Raw genomic sequence first — 17,401 nt, 5'->3', positions numbered from 1 at the left:
ACTGATGGTTGAAATACAATATATTGAGACTGTGCGCAGATTCAGAATGGCTAATTCTTGATTACTCTTGAAGTCGTCGTCCCTGTGATTTAAGAATGCTGATGAAGTACCCGATCCCAGCACGTGCACGAGACCCTCGAAGGTGACCAAGAACACCGAATAATCCAACTGGTTCTGATTCTCGCTGGGCTTCACTAACACTTTGTAGAAGCTGGTTCAATCCGCGTGCAGTATCCTCATCAATTTCCAACACTGAGAGCGTTTTTGCAAGATCAAGGAGTTCCTCTAGTTGCCCCTCTCGTTGAAGTTCAAGAACGAGATCAAGCGCCTCGACAACCTCTGTGCCGTTATCTTCGAGTATCGCTGATAGCTCTTCGACCTCATTTGATGATAATGAATTAGCGAAGGCAGTTGCAATCATCGCAAGATCATCAAGATGTCCATCACGCTGTAGCGTAACGACAGTATCGAGTGATTCTGAGAGGTCGTCTGCGTTCTTTCCAAGTTCTGTCGCCAGTGCTGCAGACCCCTCTGTGGAGAGTCCATCAGCCGCTTGAATAAGATTTGCCGCTGAGTTCGTGACATATTCAAGCTCTTCTTCATCAGCGGTCGCAAGAACAATTATTGCTGTGGTAAGCGCATCATTTAATTCATCAGTACGCTCGATTGCGGCTGCGAGGTCCTCACCATGTGCGTCAATGGCTGCAGTAAGTGCTGCTGCACCATCGGTGTCGAGTGCCTCCTGGCTGCTTGTATCATCATCTGCATGAAGATTGATGCTACCATTGGTGATGGCCTCCTGTGTGCCATTCGTTGCCGAATTAGGATATTCGTCGGCTGGTTTTGCCATCGTCAGTCGTCTCCTGTACTCATGCTTGTTCGGTCATCGCTACTGAGTGATTGACTCATTGCCTCCTGCCCAGTATCAACGTCAGCATCAAGCGCATCTGCGTCTGCTGGTTCAACACGTACGGCTGACACCTTGTATTCTGGCGTCGCTGCTGTAGGGTCAAGATGCTCTTCATCGGTCAATCTGTTGATTGCGCTTTCAGTGAAGTGAATTGGGACAAAGACATTCTCAGGACCGACACGATCGGTTATTTGTGCTGGAACAACCGTCTCACCACGCCGCGACTCGATTCGGACAGGGTCACCGCCTGAAATACCCATTCCTGCTGCTGTTGCAGGATTAATTTCAACAAAGTCGCTTGGATTATACTGCATGATGCCTTCCTCACGATGAGTCATGGTTCCAGTGTGATACTGATACAGCACACGACCTGTCGTCAGTGTCAGTGGGTATTCCTCAGTTGGCGTCTCTGCAGGTTCGCTGTAACCAACACCTTTGAGATTTACTTTTCCATTATCGGTGTTGAATTCATCTTCATAGAGCCGGACAGTGCCAGGATGGTCCATGTCCCAGCACGGCCATTGAAGTCCACCGTTTTCTTTGACTCGTTCGTGAGAGACACCACCGTAGATTGGTGTTAATGAATTTATTTCATCCATGACTTCAGCCGTTGAATCATAGTCCCAGGAACGACCCATTCTGTTTGCGAGTTCCTGTAAGATAATCCAGTCTGGTCGGGAGTCGCCCTTCGGCTCCATCACCTTATTTACCATTTGGACAGTTCGGTCAGTATTGGTGAATGTCCCGGTCTTCTCAACGAATGATGAGGCTGGAAGGACAACGTCGGCGTATTTTGCAGTCTCAGTTACAAAGAGATCTTGAACAACGAGGAAGTCAAGATTCTCAAGCACATCCTCAGCATGATTCACACCGGGTTCTGACAGTGCTGAGTTTTCACCAATGATATACATGCCACGGATGTTGTCTTCTGCAGCTTCGAGAAACATCTGTGTCGTATAGTAGCCATACTCAGGATCAATCTCACAGTCCCAGGCATCCTCAAACTTGGCACGGACATCATCATCGGCGATATCTTGATAGCCAGGGAAATTATCTGGCAATGGTCCCATGTCACCACCGCCGCCTTGAACGTTATTTTGTCCGCGGAATGGAGAGACACCCGCACCAGGCTTACCGAGATTTCCGGTTATTGCTGCGAGATTTGCCATTGCAATAACATTTTCAGTTCCATGTGAGTGCTCTGTCAGTCCAAGTGTCCACCCGAAGACACAGCCATCAGCGTCAGCAATCATTTCTGCCGCAGAGGCAATCTCATCGTGTGAAACACCGGTAATCTTCTCAACACGGTCAGGGGTGAACTCTTCGACAGAGTCTTTAACCTCTTCAAAGCCAGTCGTCTGCTCTGCAACGAACGTCTCATCATAGAGGTCATGCTCGATGATATAACGAGTGATACCATTGATCCACACTGCATCATACCCTGGTTTAACCTGCGTATACTGAGAGGCGTACTCAGCCATTTGTATCTCACGCGGATCAAAGACGAGCAGATCAGCCCCATCACGAACGTTCTGTTTGATCTGTGTTGCAAGGACAGGGTGTGCTTCAGTCGTGTTCGAACCGGTAAGGAGAATACAATCGGCAATCTCAAGATCATCAGTGCTGATGGATGCTGCACCATATCCATACGTCTGCCCAAGTGCAGCAACCGTCGAGGAGTGACAGAGACGGTTACAATTATCAATACTATTTGTCTGGAGCACCTGCCGGGCGAACTTGCCCATCAGATAGTTCTCTTCGTTTGTTGCCTTTGAGGATGCAATGACTGATAATGCTTCGCCACCGTGGGTGTCACGAATCTCACCGAGTCCATCAGCAACACGTGAAAGTGCTTCATCCCATGTTGCTTCACGGAATTGTCCACTCTCATCACGGACAAGCGGCGCGGTAAGCCGATCATCAGAGTTGATGAAGTCGTATCCGAACTTTCCTTTCACGCATGTGGAGATGCCATTAATCGGGGCGTCTTCATCTTCGGTCGGACGAGCAGCCAGAATTTCCTCACCATCAGAGTACAGGTCAAATCGACAACCGACTGCACAATATCCACAGGTCGTATCAGCAACATTCAGTTCTTCAAGTCGTTTGTCACCGATTGCCTGTGCAATTTCGAAGAGTTTGCCCTCCGGAAATGTATCCGCAGCGATATCCTCAGCGATATTCTCAACATTCGAAAGTGCTTGCTCCTTAGCATGTTGCATGTAGCCAGCAACACCATTGAGATCATTATCGCTACTCATGGCCACTCACCACTCGAAATATCTTTCCAGCCAGAATCATCGGTCTGATTGGTATTGTTCTTATCTTCAGTATTGGAATTTGAATGTTCGACAGATGCTGTCCCACCATCAGTTTGTGCGTTTGCGTTCGCGTTCGCGTTTGTATCTGTTGAGTGCTGTCTTTTTTTCTGTGTCATTGGTTCTTTATCCTCACCAGTCCCCTCAATTGTCTTTCCAACGCTATTTTTCTGGTTAAATCCAGGAAGTGGAATTGTCGTTGCATCCTCAATTCCTTTCTCTACAAGTGACCCGGTTGGACAGACTGTTGCACAATGTCCACAGGAGACACATGTTGAGTCTTCCATTGTTGGAGAGTCATTCTGGAATCCAATCCGAGTATCCTGTCCAGACCCTTCCATTTGGAGCACACCTGCGACTTGAACGTCATTACACGCTTCAACACATCGATTACAGAGGATGCATTTATTCCGATCAATCTGGATGAACGGTGATGAATCATCAATCGGCTCATACTCATCACGATCCTCAAGGACGCCATACCGAGGTTCATCAACCTCCTGTTCAATTGCTGCATCCTGGAGTTCACAGCGACCGTTCTTTCCACAGGCAGTGCATCGCAGATTATGATCTGAGAGGACCAAATCAAGATTGACATCGCGAGCCTCAGCTGCCGCCTCAGCATCTGTCTGAACAGTGAGTCCATCCTCGGCTGGGAAGCTACAGGCGGGAACGATGCCATGCGTCTCGGTTTCAACCATACAGGTCCGACACTCACTTCGAGGACCGATTTGGTCTTCACGCTCGTAACTACATAATGCCGGGACATATTCCTCAGTGTCAACTGCATTGAGCGCGTCAAGGATTGTCGCACCTGCAGCAACAGAAACGACTCGTCCATCAACGGTCAGTGTTGATGATGTTTCCGAGCCAACGTCCGGGTCAGTAGCTGTTCCAGGAGCAATATCTTCTGTTAATGGCGGTGCGTCAGGATGATCATGACCGTGATTAGAATGTGTGTGTGCGTGATTTCGATTATCGCGTTCTGAACTCATTATTGAGCCTCCATAGTTGCAAGACAACTGCCAGTCGGGCATCGACCATTCGCGTGTGCCTCAAATTCGGATTCGAATGCGTTGAGCGCAGTCTGCGTTGGTCGACCTGCATTGACACCGAACTCGCAGATGCTTGTGGTAGTCATAACTCGAATCAATTCATCAATAGCTTCAGGTTGATACGTGCCGTCATACAGCGACCGCAGTAACTCAGCAAGTTGTGTTGTCCCCTCGCGGCAGGGGACACATCGTCCGCAGTTTTCTTCTGCAGCAAATTGGGCTCGCTCACCAACAAACTCGACAACACAACGATCCTCAGAGAGGACATGGACGATGCCTTCAGTCCCAAGATTTGCATCGATGAGCGTTTCTGGGTCAACTGAAATATCAAGATCAGCTGCAAGACCACCGAAACGACCCCCGACACAGGCGGCTTTGATGCCGTCAGTAGTGTCAGCCGCTGCACAAACTGTTTCAAGCGTTGTTGTTTCTGGGACTTCGATGATTGTCCGATCAGTAACATCGCCTTCAATACTCATTATGCGAGTCGATGGGTGAGAATCAATGCTGTCTTCACGAAGCGAAACAGCAAGATGTGCAAGCGTTCGCGCAGTGTGAATCAGAGTCGGGCGACCGTAGAGACCGACTGATTCGGGACCTGGCGGTCGAAGTCGAGCCTCAAGTCGGTGATTTCCTTCAATCGCTTCAAGCGCCATCGTCGGTTCAGCCGCACGATACTCGGCTGGACCGGTGACAAGGTCAATTGCGATTGACGATTCATTCGGATAACGATCGATAGCGGTACGAGCGGTCTCAATCGTGGATTCATCCGCTATGGATGCGAATATGACGATTTCACTTGCATCAACGGTCTGTGCTAGCGACACCGCCCCATCAAGAATCGTAAATGGCACACTAGAGAGCAAAAGGGAATCTCCTGGATTACTATGTGCATTAATAACGATTGCGGCCTCTCCCTCAGCATCGTCGGCATCCATCCATGTCTCAGTAAGTGGGGAATCGTGACAGGCATCTCCCCATCCGCGCCCATGTATGCTCTCACCGGCATCAAAGACGGCATCAGGGTCAATATCTTTTAAAAATCCACCAGCAGCATCATAATCGTCGACATTTGCCGGACGTCGCCATCCGGACCCAGAAAGAACACGACGGGATTCGTCTTGGAAAGTGCTGAGACCAGTGGTGGGCATCTCAGGCGTTTCGGGGTCGTGATCGACAACTGCTGCTGGGTCTGCAACGGTAATGTCACCAGTCTCATCGATACGATGTGCAACGGTTTCAAGACGAGTAGACGAACACGCAGGGTAGAATGCTGTTGTTCCGTCGGTAGTCGCCATAAGAAGTGGTTCGGCTGCTATAGCACCTGTTGAACCGACCGTAGCAACGGGGGACTCAATTGCGGCGTCAAGATCTATCTCGGTGTTATCCAGAGCATCAACGCCAGCAACTCGGAGCTGAAGACCGCCGGTCGGAGTGAGTATTGTCATTAATTATCGTCTAACAACTAGGAAGTATTTGAATAGCATAAATGATTGGGTGTATCATTTAAGTTATTATGTAATATAGTCAATAATTTACATATACAATTATTAAAGTTATCATTGCGGAAATTCACTATACATAGCCAATGAGTTATATCATTATTATCTAATGACTTAATGTGTCTACTACTACCACAGACAAGAACAGATGGCTTATTGCAGTATCAGCGATTTTGATCCACGTCTCAATTGGTGGCATCTATGCGTACAGTATCTATCAGAACCCATTAAGTGAGACACTAGGATGGGCTGTATCGGATGTTACATTAGCATTTACTATTTCAATCTTTGTCCTTGGTCTAACAGCCGCATTCCTTGGGATATTTGTTGAGCGATATGGACCGCGGATTGCTGGTCTTACCGCCGCTATTCTCTATGGGATTGGGACAGTCGGAGCAGGAGTGAGCGTACAACTTCAAAGCCTCCCATTATTCTTTGCAACATTTGGCGTGATTGGAGGAATGGGGCTTGGGATTGGGTATATCTCACCAATCTCAACACTTGTTGCGTGGTTCCCTGATAGGCGAGGTATGGCAACTGGGATGGCAGTTATGGGATTCGGTGCCGGTGCCTTATTGACGGGTCCTGTCGGAAATTTCTTAATTCAGCAATATAGCATATCTACTGCGTTCTATGGACTTGGAGCGACCTACTTCGTGTTGATGACGCTTGGAGCAAGCTACCTCAAGAAACCACCAAACGGATGGCTGCCATCCGGTATGACCGAAGACGACCTCGCAGCCGAAGACGATGAAGGTGGTATTTGGGGCGATCTTGAAGAACTCACCGCACGAGAGGCTCGGAAAACACCTCGATTCTGGATGGTTTGGCTAATTATATTTATCAATGTATCTGCTGGGATCATGCTCTTGGCGTTTGCATCTCCAATGTTACAGTCGATTGGTGGCGCCAGTGCAACAACAGCTGCATTCATCGTTGGGTATATTGGGATATTCAATGGTGCTGGACGAATCGCATGGTCAAGCCTTTCAGATTATGTTGGTCGGACTGCAGTGTATGGAGCGTTCTTTGCGATTCAAATTGTCGCCTTCTTTTTGATGCCACAGGTCAGCGGCGTCTGGATTCTTGCAGGACTACTATTTCTTATTATTACCTGTTACGGTGGCGGCTTTGCTTGCCTACCAGCATATCTGAGTGATCTCTTTGGAACAACCGAGGTTGGAGCAATCCATGGATATAGTCTTACAGCATGGGGACTTGCAGGTGTCGCTGGACCAACGCTTGCATCGGTCATTCTTGAGTCAACTGGTGATTACACGACTGCACTGTATATTATCAATGTTGTCTTGATTGCTGGACTCCTGACTGTGGGGGCACTTCGATGGCGGATTAATACCATTGAAGATGCTCAAACAGCACCGGTGACCGCAGCAGGTGATTAATTGAGAATCAAATATTGAACTGTACTTCTCTATAGGCGGAGCAGGCTGAGTGTCTCGGGGCTTAGATATAACGTCGAGACGATTCACTATCTCAGGGCACTCTAGAGGTGCTCTCGTCCTGAGGATCAGTAATTTAGCTAAATACAGGCGCTAACTCCCCTCCCTCAAGAAGTACCGTAGTCCGCGCAAGTGAAGTACCTCGGGGTCTAATGGCTTAGAGAACCTTTGAAAACTAAGACGTAGCAAGAAAATAACAGACTAAGACAGCTGTGCACCAAGTGCACAGCGATTTAACAGCGTTTTAGGATCACTATTACTCTACAAGAATCTTCTTTTTCTGAGTTACCGGGCTCCAAAACCAGCCGGGAGAAATCTTGATACGGTAATTTTCACCGCTCACGTATAAACCACAAATTCACCGTACCACGCTCCCTGAGAATAACGAATAGAGACCGGTTACCTCCAGAATTGAGAATTAATTTGCAAATCGCGTCGCGGTCATTAAGCCCCGAGGCACTCTGCCTGTTAATCTGTAGACAAGGAGCGCAGCAAGGAGTGGATACAGCACCGCCATCGTCTTCCATACGTTGTTCTATTTCTGACCCACAGGCCCACAGGCCCATCCAATCGTAACTTCTTATTCCAACGGGTATTTTCTGAGTGAGGGTTGAAGTAGCCCGAAGAGACGCCCTCAAATCGCGGAGCGATTCTGATGTACGAATGGGAAATTCGCTCTCGTCAACGCCTGTAGATGTGGATACTGCGCTCCCTACAGACACCAGCTAAGTGTCTGCAAAGCGCGTCGTGGAAATAGGAAGCCCCTGCCTCGAGGAAGCCGCCAACGGCAGCGAGTAGGCAGGGGTAGTTCACATGTGACCCAGCAGTTTACCCGCGGAAGAGTTGAAGCACTTCATCGCTTACCGATGGTTCAACAGCTATCGTATATGTTTCGTCTGGTATCAATTCTGTTTCTGGACCGGCAATACGATTTCCGCCAGTGCTGGCAACAACAAGACATCCGCGAGGGAGTCCGACCTCTTCAAGCGTTCGTTCCGCAACCGGGGCACTGGGTGCAACAGTCACCTCAAGTAGGTCTAAACTACCAGTTGTATCCTCAATAGCCCGCACGTCTGATTCAACAGTATTAGCAGCAACACGTGCTGCTGCATTCTCAGGGAAGACAACTTCATCAACCCAGTCATCATACTCGCCGCGGGTCTCAACATCAGTCCGAAGAATTGTTTTTAGATCAGGTACCATACGAGTCGCTGCAAGGCAGATTGCAAGATTTGTTCCTGTTTCTGCAGTGAGCGCAGCAATGACATCAACACGGTCAAGATTGACTTGTTCAAGGATTGCTGGTCGTGTTGCATCGCCTTCAATAACGGTTGCAACATAATCATCTGCAATTGTCTGTGCACGGTCTGAGTTAGGCTCAATCACAACGATATCATATCCGCGATCACTGAGTATATTTGCTGTTCGTCGACCAACACGACCCCCACCGGCAATGACAGTTCGCGGCTGATTTGATGACATAATCAGACTTCCTCCTGAGCAGTTGTATGTGTGTGGGCCTCTTGAGTGTCGGTATCTCCGGATAGCGATGGGTTCGAGTCTGTAATGGCTGCGTCAATAGGGTCAGATGTCGGAGTTGGGTCTGGGTCTGAATCTGGACCTGGACCGGACCCGGAAGTTGGTCCATCAGGTGTGCTGCCACCACCACCGCCACCACCACTTGGAGTAGGATTAGACCGCGATCGAAGCCAGTTCAATCCGTAGTATGCAAGTAATCCAAGAGCAATCCATCCCACACTAAGTAGTAATGCGAGTTGGTCAGTTTGGGTCAGATACCAGACTAGCACTCCAGTGAGTAGTACATTGAGTATAATTCCAATGATTGGAGGTGCAGGATAATACGGAATTTTGTAAGGGCGAGTCATGTCAGGGCGTTCCCGCCTGAGCTTGATCACTGAGAAATTAACGATAATGAATGATAATAAGAAAAATAAGCTGGACATATTACCGGCACTCGCTGTTGGAAGCGCGACTGAGAAAAGCATGACAGCACCACTAACGATGATTGCAACAAACGGTGTTCCAAATCGGTGATGAAGATTCCCGATTGAGCCAATCAGCTGCCCTTCGCGTCCCATCGCGAAGGCAACGCGTGAGGATGCAATGACAACTGCATTCAATGCTGTTAGCGTTGAGAAAACGGCTCCGAAGACAATGACTGCACCACCGTTCTTGATAATTGGAAGACCTGTTGGCATGAATGATGTCGCTGCTGCTGCAATACCCGCTTCACCAGCCTGTGCCAGCCCGGATGCTCCGAGCGTTCCAATAGCGACAGAAACGACAAGTGCATAAATAATGACAGTTGCAGCAAGACTCAAAAAGATAGCTTTTGGAATATTCTCTCTCGGGTTTTCAACTTCTTCGGTGACAGTCGTAATGAGATCATATCCCTCAAACGCAATGAACGTCAGTCCCATTGCAGGAAGAATACTTAATGCAGATGAATCATCGGGGAACAGTGGATCGAAGTTCTGAAGCGTGAAACTTGTCGGTTCACCACCACCGGCTGAAAGGAATCCAAATAATATGAAAATCAGTAGAATAAGCACTTTCGTGATTGTAAAGAACGTCTCTGCACTCCCACTGGCAGCTGTCGAGAGCGCATTTACGACAACAAGGAATGTAACAGCAATAAAAGCGAGTCCTAACTGAACAGGAATATCAACGCTAATAATCGGAAGGGCAATTGCATTGACAGCGCCTGGTTTCGGTGTGAATCCATAAACATGGAGTAATTCAATGAAATTTGGGGCAAATCCAAGCGCATAAAGTGCTCCTGCAATCATATATGCAAACCAGAGCATCCATCCCAGTAAGAAGGATGAACGATCATCAAAAATCTCACGAACAAAGGCGTATCCGCCACCACTTTTTGGGATTGAGGCAGCGAGTTCAGCGTATGACAATCCGGTAAATGCTGTGACAATTCCATTAAGAACGAACACAAGTAATGCTGCGGGACCAGAGATTTCCGCAGCAAGTCCTGTGAGGACGAAAATCCCCGCACCAATCATCGCCCCCATTCCAATCATCGTGGCATCTAACAGTCCGAGTTCAGCCGTTGGCTCGCGAGTTCCCTGACTCATCGATGTACGATAAGATATGACGCTAAAGGGTTAAATACTGGTAATACGGCACCTATTCAATTCATTAGTTGTATTCGTTGAAATCAAAACGTGATAATGAGTGCAACTGTCATATGGATGATCTGAATGTAGTCACATTTCTCGGGATTTTTTACCTTCGATATGATAACATAGGTTACACATATGAGTATGCGTGCTGCTGTTTACTATGGTCCCCGTGATATCCGCGTTGAGAATGTTGTTAAACCGACGTTAGAAGAGTCAACAGACGCAGTTGTCCGGGTCACACATACCGCTGTCTGTGGGTCCGATTTGTGGTTTTATCGAGGAAAGACAGACCGCGACATTCCTTCTCGAGTTGGTCATGAACCAATGGGTATTGTTGAAGAAGTCGGCGATGATGTGCAGTCTGTTGATGTCGGGGATCGTGTTTTCGCACCATTTAAGATAAGTTGTGGTATGTGTGAATTTTGTCGTCGTGGATTGCATACATCATGTGTGAATGGTGATGGTTGGGGCGATGACAATGGTGGTGCACAAGGTGAGGTGATTCGCTGCCGACATGCAGATGGAACGCTTGTTCGTGTTCCAGATGCTTATGCCAATGACGATAGCGCACTTCGGTCCATACTCCCGCTGACAGATGTCATGGGGACAGGTCATCATGCAGCGGTGAGCGCAGGTGTTAGCGCCGGGTCGACGTGTGTCGTCGTCGGCGATGGGGCTGTTGGGCTCTGTGGTGTGCTTGCGGCTCGCCGGTTAGGGGCTGCGCGAATCGTCGCTGTCGGACATCACCCAGATCGATTATCACTTGCGAGTGAATTTGGCGCTACCGATACAGTCTCCGCACGCGGGCAAGAAGCTATTGAGACCGTTCAAGAGATGACTGGTGGCGGTGCTGAACATGTGCTTGAATGCGTCGGTGCAACGAGCGCAATGGAAACCGCTGTTGAGGTGTGTCGACCCGGAGGGACAGTCGGGTACGTTGGTGTTCCACATGGGCTTGACGATGGTCTTGATCTATTTTCCTTCTTTGGGGATAATATTACGCTACAAGGCGGTGTTGCTCCCGTCCGTGCATATGCAGATGAACTGTTAGCTGACGTCCTTCAGGGGACGCTTGATCCTGCACCAGTGTTTACAAAAACCGTTAATCTTGATTCAATATCGGAGGGATATCAAGCGATGGACGAACGGGATGCAATTAAGGTTCTTGTTGAGATATAAGATCGATATATTGTTGATGTTACTATAGATTTCAGTTGATGCCGCCAACACCTGAGGTCGCGTCAGGAAGGTCATGTGCGTGTGCATCAATATTGAGTGCTTCAAGCGCGGCTGCAAGATGTTTATCTTTTGCATAATCTGCATCATCAGCCACCCGAAGTTCCTGTGCCTTTGCAAGCACCTCCCCCCGACGTTCAGCTGGAATATCGTATTTATCTGTTGATAATTCAATAATCAATCCATTATTATCCTGTGTATATAGTGAGAAGAAAACACCACGGTCAAATACGTTGTATCCCCGACCATCAGCCTCCAGCGCAGCCATCACATCTTCAAAGTCTGACGGCGCGACACTAAAACAGAGGTGGTGGACAGCACCAATACCACCGCGCTGTTGTTGGGTTGACTGACGGTCACCGACAAACACTGTCAGAATTCGACCATCACCAGTGTCAAAAAACAAATGTGTCTGTGATGGATCGTCGAGGTTTGGTTGTCTAAGAACCAGTGGCATTCCAAGAAGCTCTTGATAAAATTCAATCGTATCCGTTTCGTTACTCCCCCAAATCGTGATATGATCAGTCCCAGTCGTCTGAATTGGGCTATCCGGTTGGTCAGCAGTGACTGATGTTGCATCCGTATTATCGACCATATCCTTGATATCGTCGCGAACGGAATAAACGGGGGAGTTGACGAGTACTACTAGTAATAAGCGATAGCAATATTAGCAACAATCCGAGGACTCAAATAATATAGAAGGAGGAAGTGTCTGTATTATATATTTGTCATCTTAAAGTAAACGACCACGGCTCACACAACCCGTTGCTTTTGTTGCTCCCCCGGTCTATTTTATTATCACTCCACGCAAAGCGATTTCGTGGGATGAGAGTGGGCGGGTTTGAATTATCGTAAATATAAGACCGTTTCATATGGTTACAATCGGTACTCACTCTTCCGATTGCTATTCATTCTTCATTCAATCGTCTGCAACGGCGCCTACGAAGCGGTCACGACGGTATCGACAATATTCGCAAAAGAACTGTGCGTACCCTGCTGGTTGCACGCCATTAAGATTCATCTCATTTCCACAGTCGGGACACCAATGTGACCCAATATCTTGATAATTCTGCGCCGACATACATGATTAATTGGGAAGGTCATATAATAGCTTATTGGTTTCTGTCTGGCTATCCGACTCAATTATCACAGATATTTACTTCATTTATTTGATATATCATATATCGATCTAAGTGAATAAAAAAGTGAAGTACCTCGGGGTCAAGCCCCGAGGCACTCTGCCTGTTAATCTGTAGATATCGGTATCAGCGTGGTGGTGAATGTTAGTACCGAGAGGGGAGATAGGCAAATCCAATTAAGAAAACCACAGTAAGTCCGGATGCAATTGAGACGCCCCACAATCCATTCTTCTGTGTTTGATACCGCTCCATAGCTGCTTTTTGTTGTTGGTAACTCTCGAAATTCTGTGTAAGTTGCAGCGTTGAATCACTGGGGAAATGCGCAAGATATGTTTCATCACCGACAGTGATATTATCATTATGCCCAACATCAATTGTATTTGTTCGTGGGGCAGTCCATACGAGCTGAATACTTTCATTCGTCACCGTCTTGATAGTCGTTGTATTGCCCTGATACGCAAGTGTGTCACCCTCTGCGTACGACTGTGTTTCCGGCTCAGGGAAATATTCAGCAGCTGGAATAAGTTCGTTACCATTACGGACAACATATTCTTCGCTATCTTGAGTGACTGTCTCAGTACTTACGTTTGGATCTGCTTCGAGGATCGCTGTTTGATTGATTGACTCACGGAACGTCAAGCGCGTTGGATCATCACCATTGCGGTCAACGAGTACTTGCCATTGTTGTTGATCAACGGTCTGCGTCGAATTATTCTCGAATGAAGCGGCGTACTGTGCAGATTCGTTAGTATACTGAATAGCACCCTGTGTTACTGTTGTTGCTGTTCCCCCATGGTCGCCGCCTTGCTCCATCGTTGAGATTGATGCAACGGTGTATGTTTGTCCACCAAGCTCAAACTGGTCGCTAGAGCTAAGTTCGTATGTTGGATCCTCAAACTCGACATGCGGCGCTTCTGCTGTCGCGATGAGCGAGTAAGCACCCGCACCAACGATAATGAATAGTGCGACATATACTGCCGCAGCACGTCGTTGCATATTCTCGGATTTAGCGACATAGTGTATAACGGTTATCGTTTCGAAGCCACAGATAAGATGTGAAGCGATGCGTCCAAACGGATCGGGTCAGTATGTAGTATAAATGGATATTCGGTTTTTAGGTGGTGCAGAGGAGGTCGGTCGAAGTGCCATCCTGATTAATGATCGATTGCTTCTTGATTATGGGATGCTGACTGGGAATCCGCCACAGTTTCCAATTGAAACACCCCGTCCAGACGCCGTTGTTGTCAGTCACGGTCATCTTGATCATGTTGGTGCTATTCCATCATTGCTTTCCGGAGACCGCAGACCGCCGATTCACTGGACTGCCCCAACACAAGAATTGGCATTAACCTTGGCTCGTGATACGCTCAAACTTCATGGTGGGACGTATGATTGCCCTTTCACACAAGAGGAACTTCATCGCGTCACACAAGTTTCAGAGACACATGGATATCGAGAAACGTTCGATGTTGCTGATCATTCAATCACATTCTATAACGCCGGTCATATTCCTGGAAGTGCGCATGTGCTCATTGATGATGGTGACACACGGTTATTTTACACCGCTGATTTTCATACGGAGAATCAACGGCTCGTCTCAGCCTCAACAGCACGCCCTGAGGCAGACGTTGTCATCTGTGAAAGCACTTATTCAGACGTTCAACATGACCCACGAAAGCAAATTGAAACCCGATTCGTTGAGAGTGTTCGAACAACCATGTGGCAAGGTGGCACCGTTATCGTTCCTGCATTCGCAATTGGACGAACACAAGAATTGTTACTCGTGTGTGCAGCAAACAATATTGACTGCTATGTTGATGGAATGGGAAAACAAGTAACAAAGATGCTCAAAGAATACCCACAGTTTGTTCGGGGTGAGGAGGCACTCGGGCATGCGAAATCGAACGCTCGATTTGTCACTGGTCGGGATGGTCAGCGGAAACGAATCGCAGAACAAAATACGGTTATTGTGACAACAAGCGGAATGCTATCTGGCGGTCCTGCAATGACATATATTCCCGAGATTCGGTCAAATCCAACAAACAAGATTACGCTTACAGGATATCAGGTCGAGGGAACGCCTGGTCGGTCACTTCTGGAGACTGGTCGTGCTGAAATAAACGATCGTATAATGCCGATTAGCGCACAGGTTGAATGGTATGATTTCTCTGCACATGCAGATAAGGATGGTCTCATGGAGCTTCTTAATGAGTATAAAGATACGAGAGTGCTCATTAATCATGGTGATCGCTGTCAGCGATTTGCTGATGAATTGAATGCGAGTGAATTCGATGCCACAGCACCGACGCTTGGGCAAGAAATATCAATCTGAAAGTAAATTATATTGAATCACCCATTGACATTCTCCTCCACGTAAACGCGGAGGAATCTTGAGCGTGAGTGTGAGCGTGAATGATGGAGATTTCAGGGTTGCAGTTCCACCGAACCCCGGCACGGTGAGAATCCGTGTGGGGTTCACGGACTGTGGCGAGTCGAGTGGGACTGCTGGGAGCGCTGGGAGTGCCACATCTCAGCCCCCGGTATTCCTATCCTCCATCGTGTCCGGACTCCCGGAGTTGATTTTACCTTGGGGAGTTCGGCAGACTTCGGTGGACTCGAAGTTGCTTTCTGCGGTGTTGTCAGGCAGTCGGGCACTGCATCTGCATCTGCATCGGCTCAGTATATTATATGAACCGACCGTTCGCCTGACTGGTTCCGATTCCTGTCTCATAGTGATTCGTGCAAGTCTTTACCGCCGTGATTATCGGTGCCGGCGATGGGAGCCGCTGAATCCGCATCATTCGACACCGTCAGTGAAACTATTCAAACTAATCACTATCATTGCTTGGGGTTGCGAAGCAGCCATCGTCGGAGTGACCGGAATCGCCCTGCCCTGTTCCCGATCTGATTCCTACATAAATATGGGACTGCCTGTCAGTTCAAGCTCCGGAGTCCCAAATCTGAGCGTGGCTATTGCAGCGTAGATTTCCTCCGGGGTGTCGGATTTATCCTGCGGCTGAACCCGCAGGTATTCTCCTTGACCCTGTATAATCTCTCATAGCGACTGAGATTGGCAGTTTTTTCTTAAACGATAATAATTAAATGATCTATGTGTGCACATAAAATGCGCTCCCCCAAAACCTATCCGTTGATTGCACAGTGACAATATCACATGACGGATCCATTCGTCGTAATTGGTGGTGACGCTGCAGGATTATCAGCCGCAAGTAAATATCGACGGGAGTCACCAGCGCGGGATGTGGTCGTCTTTGAGCAGGGGTCGTGGGTTTCATACGCACACTGTGGAACACCGTACTTTATCAAAGGCGACGTTGAACACCTTAGGGATTTGCAGTCACTCTCACCCCGTGATATTGAGGAGCGAGGAATTGATTTTCGACGAGATCACGAGGTAACTGCGATCGATACCAGATCCGATGTCATAACTGTGGTGAATAATGGCGAATCCTTCGAATACCCATATGAGGAACTACTGATTGCGACTGGAGCACGCGCCATATCAGCGCCCATTGAGGGAGCTGATCTTGATACGGTCTTTACGCTTCATGGATTGCCTGATGCGACCGCACTTCGGTCGTTCCTGACACCACCAGCGGAGTTCGATAGTGCTAATCTAGGTGGCGGAGCTGCGCTCACGACATCAGTCGCTGAACAGTATGGGGCAATGCAACCGCCAGAGACAATTGCAATCGTTGGTGGTGGATATGTCGGCGTAGAAATGGCTGAGGCATTCAGTGCATGGGATTGCGCAGTACATCTCTTTCAGCGACCAGAGCGGCTGTTACCCGCATTTGGGACAGCAGTTGGCGATGTCATTGCCTCAACATTAAAAAAAGCAGGCGTAACGCTTCATCTTAACAAGGAAGTTGATCGACTTACTGAGACGGACGGGCAGCTAGATGATATTGTCTATGGAGGCGGAAACCGACTCAATGTTGATGCTGTACTCATCGGGATTGGAATCCGTCCAAATGTCGAATTACTCACAGAGACATCAATTGAGCTTGGAACAGCTGGGGCAGTCGCAGTAGATGAATATGGACAGACAAACGTTGAGAATGTATATGCAGCTGGAGACGTTGCTGAACTCAAACAGATCGTCACAGGTGAAACTACATGGAGTCCACTTGGACTTCCAGCAAACCGGGCAGGACGGGCAATCGGAGCCACAGTCGGTGGGTCGCCAACACAGGTTGGTCATGTCGCTGAGACGGCAATGTTAAAAGCATTTGAAGTCGGCTGTGGACGAACGGGAGTGCTTGACCATGACCGAGCAGAAGCAGCTGGATTTGATCCCATCACGAAGACAATCACCGCTGGGTCACGCTCTGGATATTATCCAGGTGCTGAGGAAACAACAGTCACGCTTACCGCTGATCAAGAGAGTGGTCAGCTACTCGGTGGCAGTCTTGTTGGAGCTGACCGTGCCGCTGTTCGCATCAATACTATTGCGACAGCGCTTGGTGCTGGGATGACTGTTGGCGAACTTGAACAGCAGGATCTCGGATACGCACCCCCATTCAGTCCAGTATGGGATCCTGTCCTCGTCGCTGCAAAAGTATTAAACGGAAAATTGTAGTGAAGTGCTCAGGGCATGTAACG

General features: G+C 48.3%; 13 protein-coding genes. 4 read left to right on the top strand and 9 right to left on the bottom strand.

Translation table 11 applies throughout. From position 1 onward, the window contains the following. Positions 1-61: 61 nt before the first annotated feature. The 4 genes from HQRW_RS00770 to HQRW_RS00755 are packed head-to-tail and all read right to left on the bottom strand — an operon-like array spanning position 62 to position 5,731. The gene (locus HQRW_RS00770; RefSeq protein WP_014555063.1) at positions 62-850 is read right to left on the bottom strand and encodes a DUF1641 domain-containing protein; all 789 of its coding nucleotides are present in this window, start codon (positions 848-850) and stop codon (positions 62-64) included. A gap of 2 nt (positions 851-852) precedes the next feature. Next, positions 853-3,171, bottom strand: a complete 2,319-nt coding sequence (fdhF, locus tag HQRW_RS00765) for a formate dehydrogenase subunit alpha (protein WP_014555062.1) — start codon at positions 3,169-3,171, stop codon at positions 853-855. Continuing rightward, a complete protein-coding gene (locus tag HQRW_RS00760; protein WP_014555061.1) occupies positions 3,168-4,223 on the bottom strand; it encodes a 2Fe-2S iron-sulfur cluster-binding protein in 1,056 nt (351 codons plus the stop codon). The genes fdhF and HQRW_RS00760 overlap by 4 nt, the downstream gene beginning before the upstream one ends. Further along, positions 4,223-5,731: an NADH-ubiquinone oxidoreductase-F iron-sulfur binding region domain-containing protein gene (locus HQRW_RS00755; RefSeq protein WP_014555060.1), complete on the bottom strand. Its 1,509-nt coding sequence runs from the start codon at positions 5,729-5,731 to the stop codon at positions 4,223-4,225. Before HQRW_RS00755 ends, HQRW_RS00760 begins: the two co-directional genes overlap by 1 nt. Positions 5,732-5,904: 173 nt before the next feature. On the opposite strand from HQRW_RS00755, the gene HQRW_RS00750 reads away from it, so the two are divergent. After that, positions 5,905-7,188 carry an L-lactate MFS transporter gene (locus HQRW_RS00750; RefSeq protein ID WP_014555059.1) on the top strand — a complete coding sequence of 428 codons (1,284 nt, stop codon included), beginning with the start codon at positions 5,905-5,907 and terminating at the stop codon, positions 7,186-7,188. Between the two features lie 885 nt (positions 7,189-8,073). Here the strand turns inward: HQRW_RS00750 and HQRW_RS00745 are convergent. After that, complete coding sequence (locus HQRW_RS00745; protein WP_014555058.1) at positions 8,074-8,727, bottom strand: potassium channel family protein; 654 nt, start codon at positions 8,725-8,727, stop codon at positions 8,074-8,076. 2 nt (positions 8,728-8,729) lie between these two features. Next, a complete protein-coding gene (locus HQRW_RS00740; protein ID WP_014555057.1) occupies positions 8,730-10,355 on the bottom strand; it encodes an APC family permease in 1,626 nt (541 codons plus the stop codon). Positions 10,356-10,544: 189 nt separating this feature from the next. Here HQRW_RS00740 and HQRW_RS00735 point away from each other — a divergent pair, with 189 nt between their 5' ends. Further along, complete coding sequence (locus HQRW_RS00735) at positions 10,545-11,582, top strand: zinc-dependent alcohol dehydrogenase family protein (RefSeq protein ID WP_014555056.1); 1,038 nt, start codon at positions 10,545-10,547, stop codon at positions 11,580-11,582. A 31-nt stretch (positions 11,583-11,613) separates the two neighbouring features. On the opposite strand, the gene HQRW_RS00730 is transcribed toward HQRW_RS00735, so the two are convergent. The 3 genes from HQRW_RS00730 to HQRW_RS00725 all read right to left on the bottom strand — a co-directional run bounded on the left by HQRW_RS00730 (position 11,614) and on the right by HQRW_RS00725 (position 13,774). Then, complete coding sequence (locus HQRW_RS00730; RefSeq protein WP_011570418.1) at positions 11,614-12,234, bottom strand: VOC family protein; 621 nt, start codon at positions 12,232-12,234, stop codon at positions 11,614-11,616. A gap of 324 nt (positions 12,235-12,558) precedes the next feature. After that, positions 12,559-12,720 carry an HVO_2142 family zinc finger protein gene (locus HQRW_RS15765; protein ID WP_014555055.1) on the bottom strand — a complete coding sequence of 54 codons (162 nt, stop codon included), beginning with the start codon at positions 12,718-12,720 and terminating at the stop codon, positions 12,559-12,561. Positions 12,721-12,922: 202 nt separating this feature from the next. Beyond that, positions 12,923-13,774, bottom strand: a complete 852-nt coding sequence (locus HQRW_RS00725; RefSeq protein WP_014555054.1) for a hypothetical protein — start codon at positions 13,772-13,774, stop codon at positions 12,923-12,925. Between the two features lie 103 nt (positions 13,775-13,877). Between HQRW_RS00725 and HQRW_RS00720 the strand changes: the two genes are divergently transcribed. Beyond that, a complete protein-coding gene (locus HQRW_RS00720; protein ID WP_014555053.1) occupies positions 13,878-15,110 on the top strand; it encodes an MBL fold metallo-hydrolase in 1,233 nt (410 codons plus the stop codon). Positions 15,111-15,950: 840 nt separating this feature from the next. After that, positions 15,951-17,378, top strand: a complete 1,428-nt coding sequence (locus tag HQRW_RS00710; RefSeq protein ID WP_014555052.1) for an FAD-dependent oxidoreductase — start codon at positions 15,951-15,953, stop codon at positions 17,376-17,378. Positions 17,379-17,401: the final 23 nt, after the last annotated feature.

Origin of the sequence: Haloquadratum walsbyi C23 (genome assembly GCF_000237865.1) — an archaeon.
GTDB classification, from domain to species: domain Archaea; phylum Halobacteriota; class Halobacteria; order Halobacteriales; family Haloferacaceae; genus Haloquadratum; species Haloquadratum walsbyi.
This window is presented reverse-complemented; position numbering and strand designations above follow the sequence as displayed.